This window comes from Mycolicibacterium neworleansense (assembly GCF_001245615.1).
GTDB lineage: Bacteria > Actinomycetota > Actinomycetes > Mycobacteriales > Mycobacteriaceae > Mycobacterium > Mycobacterium neworleansense.
Genome location: NZ_CWKH01000001.1, coordinates 334,788 through 352,501 on the forward strand (window position 1 = coordinate 334,788; position 17,714 = coordinate 352,501).

Here is a 17,714-nt window from a genome sequence, read left to right on the forward strand (position 1 = left end):
CCAGCAAGTGGCGTTACGACCGACTGCGAACAGGAAGTAGGACCCCCCCACATGGCGCGCATTGGAGACGGCGGTGACCTGCTGAAGTGCTCGTTCTGCGGCAAGAGTCAAAAGCAGGTCAAAAAGCTCATTGCCGGCCCGGGCGTGTACATCTGCGACGAGTGCATCGATCTGTGCAACGAGATCATCGAGGAGGAACTCGCCGACGCTGACGACGTCAAGCTCGACGAGTTGCCCAAACCGGCGGAGATCCGGGACTTCCTCGAGGGCTACGTGATCGGTCAGGACACCGCGAAGCGGACGCTGGCCGTGGCGGTCTACAACCACTACAAGCGGATCCAGGCGGGGGAGAAGTCCCGCGATTCGCGCTCCGAGCCGGTGGAGCTGACCAAGTCCAACATCCTGATGCTGGGCCCCACCGGCTGCGGTAAGACCTACCTGGCCCAGACGCTGGCCAAGATGCTCAACGTGCCGTTCGCCATCGCCGACGCCACCGCGCTGACCGAGGCCGGCTATGTGGGCGAGGATGTCGAGAACATTCTGCTCAAGCTGATTCAGGCCGCCGACTACGACGTCAAGCGCGCCGAGACCGGCATCATCTACATCGACGAGGTCGACAAGATCGCCCGCAAGAGCGAGAACCCGTCGATCACCCGCGACGTGTCCGGCGAGGGCGTGCAGCAGGCCCTGCTGAAGATCCTCGAAGGCACCCAGGCCTCGGTTCCGCCGCAGGGTGGCCGTAAGCATCCGCACCAGGAATTCATCCAGATCGACACCACCAACGTGCTGTTCATCGTGGCGGGTGCATTCGCGGGCCTGGAGAAGATCGTCTCCGACCGGGTCGGCAAGCGCGGTCTGGGCTTCGGTGCCGAGGTGCGGTCCAAGGCCGAGATCGACACGCAGGACCACTTCGCCGAGGTCATGCCCGAGGACCTGATCAAGTTCGGTCTGATCCCCGAGTTCATCGGCCGTCTGCCGGTCGTGGCCTCGGTGACCAACCTGGACAAGGAATCCCTGGTCAAGATCCTCTCCGAGCCGAAGAACGCTCTGGTCAAGCAGTACGTCCGGCTGTTCGAGATGGACGGTGTGGAGCTGGAGTTCACCGACGAGGCGCTGGAGGCGATCGCGGATCAGGCCATCCACCGCGGTACCGGTGCCCGCGGCCTGCGCGCCATCATGGAGGAAGTCCTGCTGCCGGTGATGTACGACATCCCCAGCCGCGACGACGTCGCCAAGGTGGTCGTCACCAAGGAGACCGTGCAGGACAACGTGCTGCCGACCATCGTGCCGCGTAAGCCGTCGCGTTCGGAGCGTCGCGACAAGAGCGCGTAGCCCTTTCGCCCAGACTGCACTCAGGGTCGTGATCCAAGCCGGATCACGACCCTGAGTGCATTTTCGAAGGGGTTCTAGCGGGTGATCCGGTCAGGACGGGTGTAGACGTTCATCGAATCGCCCCGCAGAAATGCCACCAGGGTCAGGCCTGATTGCGCGGCAAGATCGACCGCCAGCGAGGACGGCGCCGACACCGCCGCCAGGATCGGGATACCGGCCATGACGGCCTTCTGGGTGAGCTCGAACGAGGCCCGGCCGCTGACCAGGAGCACGGTGGCGGTTGACGGAATCCGGTTGTGCTCCAACGCCCATCCGATCACCTTGTCGACAGCGTTGTGTCTGCCGATGTCCTCGCGGACGACCAGCATGGTGCCGTCGTCGGTGAAAAGTGCCGCGGCGTGCAGGCCGCCGGTGCTGTTGAAGACCTTCTGCGCTTCCCGCAGCTTCCCGGGCATCGCCGAGAGCACCGCGGCGGCAACGGTCGACGGGTCATCGCCTGGGCAGTGCTTGCTGCTCAACCGCACCGCCTCCAGCGAGGCCTTGCCGCACACCCCGCACGACGAGGTGGTGTAGAAGTTGCGGGTGACATCAACCTCAGGCGGCGGGACATGCGAGGCCAAGGTCGCGTCCAACACGTTGTAGCTATTGACCCCATCCACATCGGCGCCACGGCAGTAGCGCACCGACACCAGATCTTCGCGTTGCGCGATCAGGCCTTCGGTCAGCAGAAAGCCTTGGGCCAATTCGACATCGGCGCCCGGCGTGCGCATCGTGACGGTCAGCGGTGTGCCGTCGACACGGATCTCCAGCGGTTCCTCGACCACCAGGGTTTCCGGGCGCGCCTCGGCCGTGGCTCCGGTCAGATGGTGGGCCCGCCGGCGCGCGGTTACCCGGCCCACTACGTCCTCTCCAGCCGGATGACGACCGCCTTCGACACGGGCGTGTTGGATTTCTTGGCGGTGTGATCAAGCGGCACCAGAGGATTGGTCTCCGGGTAGTACGCGGCGGCATTGCCGGCCGGGGTGGAGTACGGAACGATCAGGAAGTCCTTGGCGCGCCGCTCCTGCCCGTCGAATTCGGACACCAGGTCGACACGGTCGTTGGGATTGAATCCCAACCTTTCGATGTCGGCGGGGTTGACGAACACCACGCGCCGCCCGCCCTTGACTCCGCGGTAGCGGTCGTCCAGGCCGTAGATGGTGGTGTTGTACTGGTCGTGGCTGCGCAGGGTCTGCAGCACGAGCCGGCCCTCCGGTACGGGCACCCACTCCAGCGGGTTCACCGCGAAGTTGGCTTTGCCTGTGGTGGTGGGGAATTCGCGGGAATCCCGCGGCGGGTGGGGGAGCTGGAACCCGTCGGGCTGACGCACCTTGGTGTTGTAGTCGGTGCAGCCGGGGACCACGGCGGCGATCGCGTCGCGCACGGTGTCGTAGTCGGCGGCGAAAGTCTCCCACGGCACCGGGTGGTCCGGACCCAGCAGTGCCCGGGCCAGCTCGCAGACGATGCCCACCTCGCTACGCAGCTGATCGCTGGGCGGGTGCAGGCTGCCACGTGACAGATGCACCATCGACATCGAATCCTCAACCGACACCTGCTGTTTGTGTCCGTTCACGATGTCGCGGTCGGTGCGGCCCAGGGTGGGCAGGATCAGCGCGGTCCGGCCGTGCACCAGGTGGCTGCGGTTGAGTTTCGTCGAAATCTGAACGGTCAGCGCACAACTGCGCAGTGCGGCCTCGGTGACCTCGGTGTCCGGAGTGGCCGAGACGAAGTTGCCGCCCATTCCGATGAACACGCTGGCTCGGCCGTCGCGCATGGCGCGGATGGCGTCGACGGTGTCATAGCCGTGCTTGCGGGGGCTGACGATGCCGAACCTGGCGTCGAGTGCTTCCAGGAACCTCTCGGGCATCTTCTCCCAGATGCCCATGGTCCGGTCACCCTGGACGTTGGAGTGGCCGCGCACCGGGCACACCCCGGCGCCCGGCTTGCCGATCATGCCGCGCAGCAGCAGGAGGTTGGTGGCCTCGCCGATGGTGGCCACCGCATGGTGATGCTGCGTCAGACCCATCGCCCAGCAGATCACCGTGCGCTGGGAGGTTGCGAGCAGGTCGGCCACCCGCTGCAACTGCGCCCGGTCGACGCCGCTGGCCTCGGTCACGGTGTCGAGGTCCACAGCGCGCGTCTGAGCGGCGTACTCGTCGTACCCGGCACAGTGCGCGGCGATGAATTCCCGGTCCACGACGGAACCGGGGGCCCGGTCTTCGGCCTCCAGCAGTAGTCGGCCCAACCCGGCGAACAACGCCATGTCACCGCCGATGCGGATCTGCACGAACTCGTCGGCGATCTGGACACCGTGCCCGACGACACCGTTTATCTTCTGCGGATCCTTGAACCGGATCAGCCCGGCCTCGGGGAGCGGATTGATCGCAACGATCTTGGCGCCGTTGGCTTTTGCCTTCTCCAGCACCGACAGCATGCGCGGGTGGTTGGTGCCCGGATTCTGTCCGGCGATCAGGATCAGGTCGGCCTCGGTGACGTCCTCGACGGTGACCGAGCCCTTGCCGATGCCGATCGACTCTGTCAGCGCGGTACCCGAGGATTCGTGGCACATGTTCGAGCAGTCCGGCAGGTTGTTGGTGCCGAAGCTGCGGACCATCAGCTGATAGAGGAACGCCGCCTCGTTGCTGGTGCGCCCAGAGGTGTAGAACAGTGCCTCATCGGGGGAGGCCAGCGCGTTCAGGTGCTCGGCGATCAGCCGGTAGGCGTCATCCCATTCGATCGGCCGGTAGTGCGCCTCGCCGGGTGCGAGCACCATGGGGTGGGCCAGCCGGCCCTGCTGGGACAGCCAGTATTCCGGCTTGGTCTCGAGTTCGGCGATGGTGTGCCGGGCGAAGAAGTCCGGGGTCACCACGCGTTTGGTGGCCTCCTCGGCGACCGCCTTCGCGCCGTTCTCGCAGAACTCGGCCAGCTTGCGGCCCCCGTGCTCCTCGGGCCACGCGCAGCCAGGGCAGTCGAAGCCGTGCCGCTGGTTGAGCCTGGTCAACGCGGCGGCGGTGCGCAGCGGACCCATCTGCTCGAAACCGCGCTGCATGCTGACCAGGACTGCCTTGACCCCGGCCGCTTCGTGCTCGGCGCCGGTGCTGATGACGTTGTGCTCGTCGTAATCGGCATCGATGTCCTTGGCACTGGTCATGAACTCAATCTAGTCCTCGAAAACTGCGGGACGCGTCGGTTGGCGGCCGTCGGCATTCGATATTTCACATGCAGTGATAGATGCTTTCTATCGACTGCGACGAAGGCGGGAGCCATGGCCAGTGACGTACTGCTCCAGCAGCTCGACTACCTGCTGGCGCTCGCGAGCGAGCGGCACTTCGGCCGGGCGGCCGCGCGCTGCCACGTGAGTCAACCGACGCTGTCGGTGGCGATCCGCCGCCTCGAGCGCGAGTTGGGCATCGTCATCGTGCAGCGCGGGCATCGGTTCGAAGGCTTCACCGAAGAGGGGCAACGCGTCGTGACGTGGGCCCAGCGGATCGTCGCGGAACGCGATGACATGCTCGCCGATATCGACCGCATGCGGGGACGCTTGACCGTCACGGCCCGGATCGGTGCGATCCCGACGGCGGTGCCCACCGGCCCGTTCATCACCACCGAGTTCCTGCGCCGCAACCCGGCGGCGTCGGTGCGCATCGAGGCGTTGTCCTCACGTGAGATCGCCCGGCGGCTGGCAGATTTCGAGATCGATGCCGGGTTGACCTATCTCGATGACGAAGCCCCACCCGGAACCAGGTCTGTGGAGATGTACCGGGAGCGCTATGTCCTGGTGGCGCCGGCCGATCACGCACTGATGCGTCAACCGGAGATCGCGTGGTCGGATGCGGCCGGCTTGGGACTGTGCGTGCTGACCACCACGATGCGCAACCGGCGCATCCTCGATGCCAACATGGCCGCCGAAGGGGTGCGCTACCGCCCGGTCGTGGAGGCGGATTCGGTCGACGCGCTCTATGCGCACCTGACGAACTCGCAGCGCGCGACCATCGCCTCCACCGCATGGCTGCCGCAGCTCGGGATGCCTGCGGGCTTTGCCGCACGGCCGATGGTGCAACACGGTCCGCGTCCGGCGATCGGACTGGTTGTCCTCGACCGTGCGCCCGCCTCGATCGTCGCCGCCGCGCTCGTGGAGGTGGCTGCCGATCTCGATCTCGGTAGCCGCATCGATGGCTGGTGGGCCTCAGCAGGGCAGGGAACCTGACCGGACCGCAGTACCGAGAAGGTGAGAGGGGGTCATCGGCGGTACTTCGTGACATAGCCGGTCATGGTCTTCAGCTGATACCGCGACACGTCGTGGGCATTCTCGTCCTCGGCGAAGACCGAGGACACCATGACCGTGTCGGCGCGGTCGTAGAAGCCGATTTCGGCCAGGCCGGCGAAGAACACGTCCCAATCGATATCGCCGTCACCGATTTTCAGGTGCTGGTGCACCCGCACCGGGTTGCCCGGCGGGTTGGTGATGTAGCGCAGTCCATGGCTGCTGTGGTGGTCCATGGTGTCGGCGACGTGAACCAGGCGCAGCTTGTCACCGGCGGCGCGCATGATCTCGGCCACGTTGCCGCCCATATGGAAGGCGTGGCATGCGACAAAAACCATGCCGATGTTGGGCGAGTTCACTCCGCGGATGATGCGCAGTGCCTCCAGTCCGTCCTCGACGAAATCGTCTGGGTGCGGATCGATCCGGACGTCGATGCCTTCACGCTCGATGATCGGCAGAAGTTCCTCCATCGACCGGAAGAACGCCCGCTCGGACTCCTCGGCCTTCTCGGGGCGGCCGGAGAACTCGGTGTTGATCACGTTGACGCCGAGGTCGACGGTGATCTGGATGACGCGCTTCCAGTTACGCACCGCGGCCTCGCGGGCGTCGGGGTCCGGGCTGGACCAGCGCAGCACCGGCAGCACCGAGGCGATCCCTACCCCGGCATCGGCACACGACTTGCGAAACGCGGTCACCAGTGCGTCGTCGGCGCGCGGATGGTTGAAGAACGGGATGAAGTCACGGTGCGGGGTGAGCTGCAGGTACTCGTAGCCCAGTTCGGCCACCAGACGCGGGAATTCGAGCAACTCGTAGTCATGGTGGAACGGGGTGGGATCCAGTGCGATCTTCATCGCTACGCCCCCGGGATCGACTCGCGCGCCACCATGTCCACCGCGACCGGAAGGCCGGTCTCCAATGCCTCGACACCGGCCGCGCACACCGCCGCCGCGGCGTAGCCGTCCCATGCCGTGGGGCCGCCGGTGTAATCCCCGGTCGTGGTGCCGTGCCGAACAGCCTCGACCCAGTGCTGGAACTCGATGTCATAAGCCCGTCCGAATCGCTCCCGGAACCCGGGGGTGATGGTGCCACCCCACGTTCCCGAGGCGCCTTTGCGGATCAGCCCGACATCGAGTCCGATGAATGCGGAACCCTTTTCGCCGACCAGTTCGGTGCGCACCTCATAGGCCACTCCGGTGGTGACGAACAACTCGACGTCCACGTGCTTGCCGGAGACGGTGCGCATGACGGCGATCTGTGGGTCCTGAATGCCGTCGGGGGCACCGGGATTGACCGCCGGCTTCAGAATCTGGATCGAGTCGATCTCCTCGTCGAACAGGAACCGGGTCACGTCGACCTCGTGGACCAGGGAATCCTTGACGATCATGGAGCTGTCGAAGCTCGGGGGCACAGCCGGGTTGCGGTGTACGCAGTGCAGCACCAGCGAGCGGCCGAACTCGCCGGCGTCGAGCAGGGCCTTCAGCTGCATGTACTCCTCATCGAACCGGCGCATGAAACCGACCTGGATGAGCCGCTTTCCGAGCTCGGCCTCGCGCTTGACCACCTCGAGTGACGACTCGACGTCGGTGGTCAACGGCTTTTCGCAGAGCACTGGTTTGCCGTGCTCCAGACAGGCCAGCAGTTGCTTGTCGTGGGTCGGCCCGGGCGTCGCGAGTACGACGGCATCGACGTCCGGGTCGGCGATGGCGTCGAGCGGATCGGTGACCGCCCGGCAGCCCGGGATGCTTGCCGCGATCTTCTCGGCTTTCTCGGGGACAAAGTCGTTGACCACGACGACTCGCGCGCCGGAAATCCGGTTGGTCAGGCGCGCGACGTGGTCGGCGCCCATGATGCCGACGCCGAGGACGGCGACACGTAGCTCAGACATGGGTGCTCCTAGCTGAAACGGACGGAAGGAATGCCACACGAACCCAGGTAGTTCCGGGTCCGCTTGGCAATGGGCAGGGGAGCGTCGACTTCGCAGGGGTACATGTCCTGTTCGACGATCGCGAACACGTCGATGCCGAGCTTCTGGATCTCGGCGAGCAACGGCGGCATCTCTGGAACGCCCAGCGGCGGCTCGGTCATCGCGCCCAGCTTGACCGCCTCGCCGAACGGCAGGTCCTCGGCCTCGACCTTGGCCCGCACCTCGGGGTCGACCTGCTTGAGGTGCAGGTAGCCGATGCGCTCGGGCGCCCGCCGGATGATGGCGATGTTGTCGCCGCCGCAGTAGCTGATGTGCCCGGTGTCCAGGCACAGGTTGACGAATTCTCCGTCGGTGCCGTCGAGGAAGCGATACACGTTCTCCTCGGTGTCGACATGGCTGTCGGCGTGCGGGTGGTATTGCGCACGCACGCCGTGCTTTTCGAACATGGCCTTGCCCAGCTCGTTCATGCCCTGGGTCTTCTTGCGCCACTGTTCGGCCGTCAGGTTGCGGTCTTCCAGCACCGCGCCGGTGGCCGGATCGCGCCACATCTCGGGGATGACGACGACGTGCTTACCGCCGACGGCCGCGGTGAGCCTTGCGACATCCTCGATCTGGGTCCAAACGGCGTCCCAGGAATTGTCCTGGTGTAGGTGCTCGAAGACGGTTCCGGCGGACAGCTTCAGGTTGCGCTGGGCCAGTTCGTCGGACAGCTGCCGCGGATCGGTGGGCAGGTAGCCGAACGGTCCCAATTCGATCCACTCGTAACCGGATTCGGCCACCTCGTCGAGAAAGCGGGTGTACGGCGTCTGGTTCGGGTCGTTGGGAAACCACACACCCCAGGAGTCAGGGGCCGAACCGACGAGAATCTTGCTCACTACGGGTTTCCTTCACCGATCCGACGGGTTGACAAGGGGGCGTTGAACTTTCTTCCAGTCCGCGTACCGTTCGTACGCGCTCTGGGTGGACTCCAGCGTGGAGACCTCCGACACCGGGACGTCCCACCAGGACTGGCTGTCGGGTGCGTAGATCAGCGGATCGGTTTCCACGTGGATCACTGTGGTGCGGTCAGCGGCCTTGGCGGCCTTGACCGCGTCGGTGAACTCGGCGGCGGTGGCGACCCTGATGACGTCGGCGCCCAGGCTCGCGGCATTGGCCGCCAGGTCCACGGGCAGCGTGTCGCCGTCGAGCCGCCCATCGGCGGTGCGATAGCGGTAGGCGGTGCCGAACCGCTGCGAGCCCAACGACTCGGAAAGCCCACCGATGGAGGCAAATCCGTGGTTCTGCACCAGCACCGAGATGATCTTGATGCCCTCCTGTACGGCGGTCACGAGCTCGGTGGCCATCATCAGGTAGGAGCCGTCGCCGACCATGACGAATACATCGCGATCGGGCGCGGCCATCCGCACGCCGATCCCGCCGGCGATCTCGTAACCCATGCAGGAGTAGCCGTACTCGACGTGGTAGCCCTTGCGGTCGCGGGTGCGCCACATCTTGTGCAGGTCACCGGGCATCGAACCGGCCGCGCACACCACCACGTCGCGGGGATCCGACAACGTGTTCACCAGGCCGATGACCTGGTTCTGGTTCAACACCGCGCCGTCGTCGGAGGTGGCGTAGACGGCGGACACAGTGTCCTCCCACTCTGCGGCCAGTTCGATTACCCGCGACCGGTATTCGTCGCTGACGCGGTAGCCGTCCAATGCGGAGCTCAGCGCTTCCAGGGCCTCGCGGGCATCGGCGATCATGCTGACCCCGCCGTGCTTCACCGCGTCCAGCGAAGCCACGTTGATGTTGACGAACCGGACCTCGGGATTGTTGAACGCGGTCCGCGATGCGGAGGTGAAATCGCTATAGCGGGTGCCGATTCCGACGACGACGTCAGCTTCCGACGCCAGCGCGTTCGCCGCCGTGGTGCCGGTGGAACCGATGGCCCCGACCGACTGCGGGTGGTCGTAGCGCAGCGAGCCCTTACCGGCCTGGCTCTCGGCGACCGGGATACCGGTCTCGGACGCCAAGGTGGCCAGAGCGTCTTCGGCACCGGAGTAGTGCACGCCGCCGCCGGCAATGATCAGCGGCTTGCGGGCCGACGCGATGATCTCGGCGGCCCGCGCGGTCACCGAGCGCTCGGGCAGCGGGCGGACCACATGCCAGGTGCGTTCGGCGAACAGCGATTCCGGCCAGTCGTGGGCCTCGGCCTGGACATCCTGCGGGATCGATACGGTCGCGGCTCCGGTTTCGACGGGATCGGTCAGCACCCGCATGGCTCCCAGCAGCGCGGCCGGGAGCTGCTCGGGCCGCCAGACCCGGTCGAAGTAGCGGGACAGCGGTTTGAACGCGTCGTTGACCGTCACGTCACCCGAAGACGGCAGTTCGAGTTCCTGCAACACCGGCGAACTGACGCGGGTGGCGAACGTATCGGCGGGTAGCAGCAGCACCGGCAACCGGTTGATGGTGGCCAGCGCGGCCCCGGTGAGCATGTTGGTGGAGCCGGGGCCGACGCTGGCTGTCACCGCCCATGTCTGCAGCCGGTCCTTCTGCCGGGCATAGGCGGCCGCGCTGTGCACCATGGCCTGCTCGTTGCGGCCCAGTACGTACTTGAGTCCTGGCGCCCGGCCCGATTCCGCCGCCTCGAGCTCATCCTGCAGCAGCGCCTGGCCCACCCCGGCCACGTTGCCGTGGCCGAAGATGCCGAAGCAGCCGGCGAAGAACTTGGACCGGATCCCGTCGCGCTCCACGTATTGATTGGCCAGGAAACGGATGGTGGCCTGGGCCACGGTGAGTCGCACAGTGCCCTCGGCGTCGACCAGCTTCCCGGTCGACTTGGGTGCGGTGGATACCACGGATCAGGCTCCTTCGCGTGTGGTGGATTTGCGGAAGGGGAGCCGCGGGTCCACGTCCTGGTGTTCCCAGCTGCTCCGCAGCCAGGTGTGGTTCGGGTCGTCACAGATCAGCCAGGCCCGGTCGGGACCGGACCCGGCCATGACGTTGAGGTAGTACATGTGGTGGCCCGGTGCCGCGATCGACGGTCCGTGATAGCCGTGTGGCACCAGCACGACGTCGCCGGTGCGGACTTCCTCCAGTACCTCGATCGGGCGGTCTGGGGTGCCATAGACCCGGTGATAGCCGAATCCCGTTGTGCCGGCCGGGCTGTCGGCGATCTCGAAGTAGTAGATCTCTTCCAGCTGGGTCTCCACCTCGGTGTTCTCGTCGTGTTTGTGCGCCGGGTAGCTCGACCAGTTGCCGCCCGGGGTGATGACCTCGCAGGCGATCAGCGAGTCGGCCTCGAATGCGGTGGCGGTACCGAAGTTGTGTACCTGGCGGCTGCAGTTGCCGGCGCCCCGTAGCTCGACGGGGACGTCGGCGGCGGCGCGCCGTCGGTTCGGAAATGACCGCGTTGCGCGTGCACCGCAGATCGCGAAGCGGCCCGCGCCGGAGAGCCTGTACTCCTGGCCGATGCCGAGATAGACCATGTCCGCGGGGCCGTCGAAGACCGAGGACCGCGGGGAGAGCGTGAAGGTTTCCCCGCCGCACTCGACGGTGCCGCCACCGGTCAGCGGAAGAACCATCACCTCGGTGTGGCCGGTGTGCAGTTCCGCCGACTGGCTGTCATCCAATTCCAGTACCTGCAAAGAGGATTCGGTCCATCCGGCGGATTCCGGGGTGACGTCGACGGTGAACGGCAGCTCAGCGCTGCGGGCCGGGATGTAGAGCTTCGAATGCATCGTCACCTCACCAACTTCACCGCGGTCGCGACCGCTGAGCGGACGTCGTCGTCGGGTGGGTACAACAGCGTGCGTCCCACCATCAGGCCCCGCACGGACGGTAGGGCAAGCGCCTTCTCCCAGGATGCGAACGCGGCGTCAGGATCGGTCGGGTCACCGCCCAGCAGCAGGGTGGGCATCGTGGTCGACTCCATCACCCGCTCCATCTCGTCGACGACCGGAAGCTTCATCCAGGTGTACGCGGAGGTCGAGCCCAGGCCCTGGCTGATGTGTACAGACTTGATCACCGCGTCGGGGGACAGGTCGTTGCGGACCTTGCCGTTCACCCGGCTGGACATGAACGGCTCCAGCATGGCGATCAGGCCGTGAGCGGCGAGCGCGTCGACCACCTGGGCGCAGGACGCCAGCGTGGACACCGTGCCGGGATCGTCGAGATCGATGCGGCACAACATCTTTCCGCCGTTCATGTGGGCGGCGGCCGTCGACGCCGCGGTAGCGCCTGTCATCCGGTCGTCGAGTTCGAAGGTCGACCCGGCCAGTCCGCCCCTGTTGAACGAGGAGAACACCACCTTGTCCTCCAACGCGCCGAGCAGCAGCAGGTCGTCGAGAATGTCGGCGGTGGCCAGCACTCCGTCGACCCCGGGGTCGGCGAGTGCGGTGCACAGCCGGTCGAGCAAATCGGTGCGGCTGTTCATCGCGGTGGGACGGGATCCGACGGCGAGCGCGCCGCGGGCCGGATGGTCCGCCGCGACGATCATGAGCTTGCCGTCACCCCGCACGGTGGGACGGGTGGTGCGGTGCTGCCAGGCCGCGGCGATCGTGCCGGGTTCGGACGCCCGGAGTTCGGTGATCGCGGCGTAGTCCGTGCACACGGTGGGTCTAGACATTGACAGCCTCCACGGCGGTTTGATCGGCGAGGGCGGCTACCTCCACGGCGGTCGGCATCGCGGTCGAGCATTCGAGCCGGGAGGCGACGATGGCCCCGGCGGCATTGGCGTAGCGCAAGGTCTTCTCCAGCGGCCAGTTGTGCAGCAGGCCGTGAATCAGGCTGCCGCCGAAGGCATCTCCAGCGCCGAGGCCGTTCACGACGTCGACGTCGTTGGGCGGTACGGTGACCGAACTCTGCTTGGTCTTGCCCAGCACGCCGCGCGGCCCCTGTTTGACGATCGCGAGCTCCACGCCGAGGTCGAGCAGGGCGTCGGCGGCCTTGTGCGGGTTGGTCTCACCGACCGCGATCTCGCATTCCTCGCGGTTGCCGACTGCCACGGTGACATGCTGAAGTGCGCGCTGAACCTGTTCGGTGGCCGCGGCCGGGGTTTCCCAGAACATCGGCCGGTAGTCGAGGTCGAGGACGGTGAGAGGGGCTCGAGCCCGGATCTCCCAGGCGGCGAAGTGCGCACTGCGACTCGGTTCCTCGGACAATCCGGTGACCGTCGACCAGTACAACCGAGCACTGCGCACGGCTTCGGTGTCGATCTCGGATGGCTGGATCTGCAGATCGGGCGCAGACGGCTTGCGGTAGAAGTACAGCGGGAAATCGTCGGGCGGGAAGATCTCGCAGAACGTCACCGGCGTGGGGAACTCGCCGTGGGTGACGACGAAGCGGTTGTCGACGCCAAGCGCGGCGAGTTCGTTGCGCACAAACCGGCCGAACGGATCGTCCCCGACCCCTGAGATCAGTGCGCTGCGGTTGCCCAGACGCGCCGCTGCGACAGCGACATTCGCGGCGCTGCCACCCAGGAACTTGCCGAACGACGTGACCTCCTCGAGGCCCACGCCGATCTGCAGTGGATAGACGTCGACTCCGCTACGTCCGATGGCGAGGACATCAAATGCCTTGTCGGCGGTATCTGTCACGGTTGGCTCCCGAATGCGGTGCGTATGCGAGTAGGCATGAATTCGAGCGGTGGCGAGTGCTGCGCTCTCGTTGTCGAGAGTGCGCTCCGTCACGGTGTCATGTCAAGACTTTGTTCGGACATTCTTACTTTCAGTCATTAGGCAGGTACGCTGAGGATCCGCCCCGCGCGAACCCGGCGTGGACCACACGAGGATCGGAGCGAGAGTGACCCCGACGCTGTCCGTCGAGCTCGACCGTTCGAGCCCGGTGCCGCTCTACTTCCAGGTTGCCCAAGTGTTCGAGAAGGCGATCCTGGACGGGCAGCTCAAGCCGGGGGACCGGTTCGAGAACGAACTCGCTCTGGCCAGCCGGCTCAACCTGTCTCGGCCGACCACCCGGCGCGCCATTCAGGAACTCGTCGACAAGGGTCTGTTGGTTCGCAAGCGTGGCGTCGGCACGCAGGTGGTCCAGACCCCGGTGCACCGCCCCGTGGAGCTGACGAGTTTGTACGACGACCTGGCCCGCGCCGGGCAGGAACCGGCCACCAAGGTGCTCGAGTATTCGATCGGGCCGGCTTCCGATGAGGTCGCCGGATGGTTGAACCTGCCGTCCGGCAGCGAGGTGGCGACGATGCGCCGGCTGCGCACGTCGAATGGCCAGCCGTTGGCCGTGATGACCAACTATCTGCCCGCCGCCCTCGCGCCTGACGAGGAGCAATTGGAACAGTCGGGCCTGTACAGGTCTCTTCGTTCTCGTGGTGTCCACATCAGGCTGGCTCGGCAGCGGATCGGGGCCAGGGCGGCCAGTCGGGACGAGGCGCGGCTGCTCGACGAGAAGCCGAAGGCTCCGCTGCTGGTGATGGAACGGACGGCGTTCGACGATTCGGGACGCATCGTGGAGTACGGAAGTCACGTGTACCGCGCCTCGCGCTACTACTTCGACACGACGCTCGTGGATCGCTAGAGATTCGCTTAACTCTTTGTCCCCCTGAGCCTTTCGCCACCATTTCGGCCTGCGGCACCGGTTCACCGGTGCCGCGCTTGCGTTTGATATGCGGTCCTAATGTCCGAACAAAGTCTTGACTTTCGAATGTGAGCGGTATTACATCGACTGCGAGGCCGTGTCGCTTGTCAGTCAGACGCATAAGCACCGCGGCGACGTCGATGGCAAGGAGAAGCAATGAGGTTCAGTCGGCTCGCGGTGGTAGCTGCGGCGGGTGTGCTGGTGATGGGCGCCGCCGCGTGCTCGAGCACCGGTGGAAAGCCGCGGAGCAACGATGGCGGAATGGGCGGCGGCACCGTCGACACCCCCCGGGTCACCATCGCGATGATCACCCACGAGGTGCCGGGTGACTCCTTCTGGGACCTGGTCCGCAAGGGCGCCGAGACCGCGGCGAAGAAAGACAACATCGAGCTGCGGTACTCGTCCGATCCCGAGGCGCCCAATCAGGCCAATCTGGTTCAGACGGCCGTCGACAGCGGCGTGCAGGGCATCGCTGTGACGCTGGCCAAGCCGGACGCCATGAAGGCCGCCATCGAAAACGCCACGGGCAAAGGCATTCCCACGGTCGCGTTCAACGCCGGTCTCGATGCTTGGCAGAAGATCGGTGTCAAGGAGTACTTCGGCCAGGACGGGTACATCGCCGGGCAGGAAGCCGGCCGGCGGCTCACCGAAGAAGGCGCCAAGAAGGTCCTGTGTGTAATCCAGGAACAAGGCCACGTCGACCTCGAGGCCCGCTGCGCCGGGGTGAAGAACACCTTCCCCGCGACCGAGACGCTCAACGTCAACGGCAAGGACATGCCGTCGGTCGAGTCGACCATCACCGCCAAGCTGCAGCAGGACCGGTCGATCGACTACGTGGTGACGCTCGGTGCACCGTTCGCTCCGACTGCGGTGCAGTCGGTACGCAATTCCGGCAGCTCGGCCAAGGTCGGCACGTTCGACACCAATGCCGCACTGGTCGACGCCATCAAGAACGGTGACGTCCAATGGGCAGTCGACCAGCAGCCCTTCCTGCAGGGCTACCTCGCCGTCGACTCACTGTGGCTCTACCTCAACAACGGCAACGTCATCGGCGGCAATCAGCCCACGCTGACCGGTCCGTCGTTCATCGACAAGTCGAACATCGACTCGGTCGCCGAGTACGCGAAGAACGGGACGCGCTAGACATGAGTACCCAGGCAGACCTCAATCTCGAAACGCACAAAGTCGTCCGCGACGAGCGGGTCAAGGAACAGAACAAACTGCAGCGCTTGCTGATTCGTCCCGAGATGGGTGCAGCGATCGGTGCGATCGGCATCTTCGTACTGTTCCTGATCGTCGCCCCGCCGTTCCGGACCCCGGAAGCCCTGGCCACTGTGCTCTATGCCAGTTCGACGATCGGCATCATGGCCGTCGGGGTCGGCGTGCTGATGATCGGCGGAGAGTTCGATCTGTCCTCGGGCGTGGCCGTCACCACGGCTTCGCTGTCCGCCTCGATGCTGTCGTACAACCTGCACCTGAATCTGTGGACGGGCGCCGTCCTGGCACTGGGGATGGCGCTGGCGGTCGGGTTCTTCAACGGCTACATGGTGATGAAGACCAAGATCCCGTCGTTCCTCATCACACTGAGCACCTTCTTCATGCTCGCCGGCATCAACCTCGCCGTGACCAAGCTGCTGTCCGGTCAGGTCGCCACCCCGAGCGTGTCCGACATGGAGGGATTCGGTTCCGGCCGAGCTGTTTTCGCGTCGTCGTTCAACATTCTCGGGGTGTCGGTACGTATCACCGTGGTGTGGTGGATCCTGTTCGTCGCCATCGCCACCTACGTGCTGTTCAAAACCAAGATCGGCAACTGGATCTTCGCCGTCGGAGGCAACCAGGACAGCGCCCGCGCCGTCGGTGTTCCGGTGATGAAGGTGAAGATCGGCCTGTTCATGGTGGTCAGCTTCTGCGCCTGGTTCGTCGGCATGCACCTGCTGTTCGCGTTCAACACCGTTCAGTCCGGCCAGGGCATCGGCAACGAGTTCTTCTACATCATCGCCGCGGTGGTCGGCGGCTGCCTGCTCACCGGTGGCTACGGCACCGCGATCGGAACCTTGATCGGCGCCTTCATCTTCGGCATGACCAACCAGGGCATCGTCTACGCCGGGTGGAACCCGGACTGGTTCAAGTTCTTCCTCGGCGGGATGCTGTTGTTCGCGGTGATCGCCAACAACGTCGTCCGTAACTACGCAGCGAAAAGGTAAGTAGATGAGCACAACTGCTGAAGCCCCGATTGCGGAGACCCCGTCGGGCGGCGCGGTGCCGCTGGTCGAACTCAAACACGTCGGTAAGAGCTACGGAAACATCATCGCCCTGGCGGACATCAACCTGCGGGTGGGTGCCGGTGAGGTGACCGGCGTGCTCGGCGACAACGGCGCGGGCAAGTCCACGTTGATCAAGATCATCGCTGGGCTGCACAAGCCGACGGAGGGGGAGTTGCTGATCGACGGCACGCCCACCGTCTTCGACTCGCCCAAGGACTCGCTCAAGGCCGGAATCGCGACGGTGTACCAGGACCTCGCTGTGGTCTCGCTGATGCCGGTGTGGCGAAACTTCTTTCTCGGAAACGAATTGCGCAAGAAGGGCATCCTGCCGTCGCTGGACATTTCCGCGATGCGCGCGACCACCATTTCCGAGCTGCACAAGATGGGCATCGACCTGCCCGACGTCGACGCGCCGATCGGCTCGCTGTCAGGTGGCCAGCGTCAGTGTGTGGCGATCGCGCGGGCAATCTTCTTCGGGGCCCGGGTGCTGATCCTCGACGAGCCGACGGCCGCTCTCGGCGTCAAGCAGTCCGGCATGGTGCTGCGCTACATCACCGCCGCCAAGGAGCAGGGGTTCGGCGTCATCTTCATCACCCACAACCCGCACCACGCGCACATGGTGGGTGACCACTTCGTGCTGCTGAACCGTGGACGGCAGAAACTGGACTGCACGTACGACGAGATCTCGCTGGAGACCCTGACCCAGGAGATGGCCGGAGGTAACGAACTCGAGGCGCTCAGCCACGAACTCCGCCGTTGATCGCTGCACTATCTGCGCGTCAACGCGAACACCCGCAGATCCCGGTCGGTGCGGGTCTGGTAGGCCCGGTACATCGGGTAGGCGAGAAAACGCTGTAGGGCCGCGTCCCGTTCGCCGTCCGTGAGCAACGTCGCCGTGACCGGGATATCCTGGCCCGCCATCGATATCGAGGCCTGCGGTTCGGCGACCAGATTGGTCGACCACGACGGATGCTGCTGCTGGCCGAAGTTGCTGCCCATCACCAGCAGGCGGTCACCTTCGTGGACATAGCTGAGCACGGAGGTGCGCGGTTGGCCCGATTTCCGACCGGTCGTGGTCAACAGCAGTTCGGGCATCGACAGCGGTCCGAACAACGAGAAACGACCCTTCGTACGGTCGACGACCCGCCTGTCTAGCGGCACGATCGCGCGGATCACCTTGGAGCCGAGCGGCGACGCGGCGAACGAGAACACGGGCTTGAACAACGCCGAGACGTCGTCCCGCCCCCATTTGCCGTGCGGGAAGGTTGCCTCGGACATTCCGATATTGTGCGCGTGCCGACCGGGTAGT

16 protein-coding genes are annotated in these 17,714 nt (G+C 65.6%); 6 read left to right on the forward strand and 10 right to left on the reverse strand.

What is annotated here, in order from left to right:
• Positions 1 to 51: 51 nt before the first annotated feature.
• Positions 52 to 1,332: an ATP-dependent Clp protease ATP-binding subunit ClpX gene (gene clpX, locus BN2156_RS01585; protein ID WP_036393515.1), complete on the forward strand. Its 1,281-nt coding sequence runs from the start codon at positions 52 to 54 to the stop codon at positions 1,330 to 1,332.
• A 74-nt stretch (positions 1,333 to 1,406) separates the two neighbouring features.
• Here the strand turns inward: clpX and fdhD are convergent, their stop codons facing one another.
• Complete coding sequence (fdhD, locus tag BN2156_RS01590) at positions 1,407 to 2,231, reverse strand: formate dehydrogenase accessory sulfurtransferase FdhD (RefSeq protein ID WP_090509508.1); 825 nt, start codon at positions 2,229 to 2,231, stop codon at positions 1,407 to 1,409.
• A complete protein-coding gene (locus tag BN2156_RS01595; protein WP_090509510.1) occupies positions 2,231 to 4,522 on the reverse strand; it encodes an FdhF/YdeP family oxidoreductase in 2,292 nt (763 codons plus the stop codon). Before BN2156_RS01595 ends, fdhD begins: the two co-directional genes overlap by 1 nt.
• A gap of 114 nt (positions 4,523 to 4,636) precedes the next feature.
• On the opposite strand from BN2156_RS01595, the gene BN2156_RS01600 reads away from it, so the two are divergent.
• Positions 4,637 to 5,578 carry a LysR family transcriptional regulator gene (locus BN2156_RS01600; RefSeq protein ID WP_090509513.1) on the forward strand — a complete coding sequence of 314 codons (942 nt, stop codon included), beginning with the start codon at positions 4,637 to 4,639 and terminating at the stop codon, positions 5,576 to 5,578.
• Between the two features lie 32 nt (positions 5,579 to 5,610).
• Here the strand turns inward: BN2156_RS01600 and BN2156_RS01605 are convergent, their stop codons facing one another.
• The 7 genes from BN2156_RS01605 to iolC are packed head-to-tail and all read right to left on the reverse strand — an operon-like array spanning position 5,611 to position 13,138.
• Positions 5,611 to 6,486 carry a sugar phosphate isomerase/epimerase family protein gene (locus BN2156_RS01605; protein WP_090509516.1) on the reverse strand — a complete coding sequence of 292 codons (876 nt, stop codon included), beginning with the start codon at positions 6,484 to 6,486 and terminating at the stop codon, positions 5,611 to 5,613.
• Between the two features lie 2 nt (positions 6,487 to 6,488).
• On the reverse strand, positions 6,489 to 7,520 hold the full coding sequence (locus tag BN2156_RS01610; RefSeq protein WP_090509518.1) for a Gfo/Idh/MocA family protein: 1,032 nt from the start codon (positions 7,518 to 7,520) through the stop codon (positions 6,489 to 6,491).
• A gap of 8 nt (positions 7,521 to 7,528) precedes the next feature.
• Positions 7,529 to 8,434 (reverse strand): sugar phosphate isomerase/epimerase family protein, encoded by a 906-nt coding sequence (locus BN2156_RS01615; RefSeq protein ID WP_090509521.1) that lies wholly within the window; start codon positions 8,432 to 8,434, stop codon positions 7,529 to 7,531.
• A 12-nt stretch (positions 8,435 to 8,446) separates the two neighbouring features.
• A complete protein-coding gene (gene iolD / locus BN2156_RS01620; protein WP_090509523.1) occupies positions 8,447 to 10,399 on the reverse strand; it encodes a 3D-(3,5/4)-trihydroxycyclohexane-1,2-dione acylhydrolase (decyclizing) in 1,953 nt (650 codons plus the stop codon).
• A gap of 3 nt (positions 10,400 to 10,402) precedes the next feature.
• Complete coding sequence (iolB, locus tag BN2156_RS01625; RefSeq protein WP_090509526.1) at positions 10,403 to 11,281, reverse strand: 5-deoxy-glucuronate isomerase; 879 nt, start codon at positions 11,279 to 11,281, stop codon at positions 10,403 to 10,405.
• A 2-nt stretch (positions 11,282 to 11,283) separates the two neighbouring features.
• Positions 11,284 to 12,168 (reverse strand): Cgl0159 family (beta/alpha)8-fold protein, encoded by an 885-nt coding sequence (locus BN2156_RS01630; protein ID WP_090509527.1) that lies wholly within the window; start codon positions 12,166 to 12,168, stop codon positions 11,284 to 11,286.
• Positions 12,161 to 13,138 (reverse strand): 5-dehydro-2-deoxygluconokinase, encoded by a 978-nt coding sequence (gene iolC / locus BN2156_RS01635; RefSeq protein WP_090509530.1) that lies wholly within the window; start codon positions 13,136 to 13,138, stop codon positions 12,161 to 12,163. Before iolC ends, BN2156_RS01630 begins: the two co-directional genes overlap by 8 nt.
• 205 nt (positions 13,139 to 13,343) lie before the next feature.
• Here iolC and BN2156_RS01640 point away from each other — a divergent pair, with 205 nt between their 5' ends.
• From BN2156_RS01640 to BN2156_RS01655, 4 genes are all read left to right on the forward strand, one after another.
• Positions 13,344 to 14,081 carry a GntR family transcriptional regulator gene (locus BN2156_RS01640; RefSeq protein WP_090509533.1) on the forward strand — a complete coding sequence of 246 codons (738 nt, stop codon included), beginning with the start codon at positions 13,344 to 13,346 and terminating at the stop codon, positions 14,079 to 14,081.
• 216 nt (positions 14,082 to 14,297) lie between these two features.
• Positions 14,298 to 15,284, forward strand: coding sequence for a substrate-binding domain-containing protein (locus tag BN2156_RS01645; protein ID WP_090509536.1), 987 nt, complete (start codon positions 14,298 to 14,300; stop codon positions 15,282 to 15,284).
• Positions 15,285 to 15,286: 2 nt separating this feature from the next.
• On the forward strand, positions 15,287 to 16,345 hold the full coding sequence (locus BN2156_RS01650; protein WP_090509537.1) for an ABC transporter permease: 1,059 nt from the start codon (positions 15,287 to 15,289) through the stop codon (positions 16,343 to 16,345).
• Between the two features lie 4 nt (positions 16,346 to 16,349).
• A complete protein-coding gene (locus BN2156_RS01655; RefSeq protein ID WP_090509540.1) occupies positions 16,350 to 17,165 on the forward strand; it encodes an ATP-binding cassette domain-containing protein in 816 nt (271 codons plus the stop codon).
• 8 nt (positions 17,166 to 17,173) lie between these two features.
• Here BN2156_RS01655 and BN2156_RS01660 read toward each other — a convergent pair whose 3' ends face one another.
• Complete coding sequence (locus tag BN2156_RS01660; RefSeq protein ID WP_090509543.1) at positions 17,174 to 17,683, reverse strand: nitroreductase family deazaflavin-dependent oxidoreductase; 510 nt, start codon at positions 17,681 to 17,683, stop codon at positions 17,174 to 17,176.
• Positions 17,684 to 17,714: the final 31 nt, after the last annotated feature.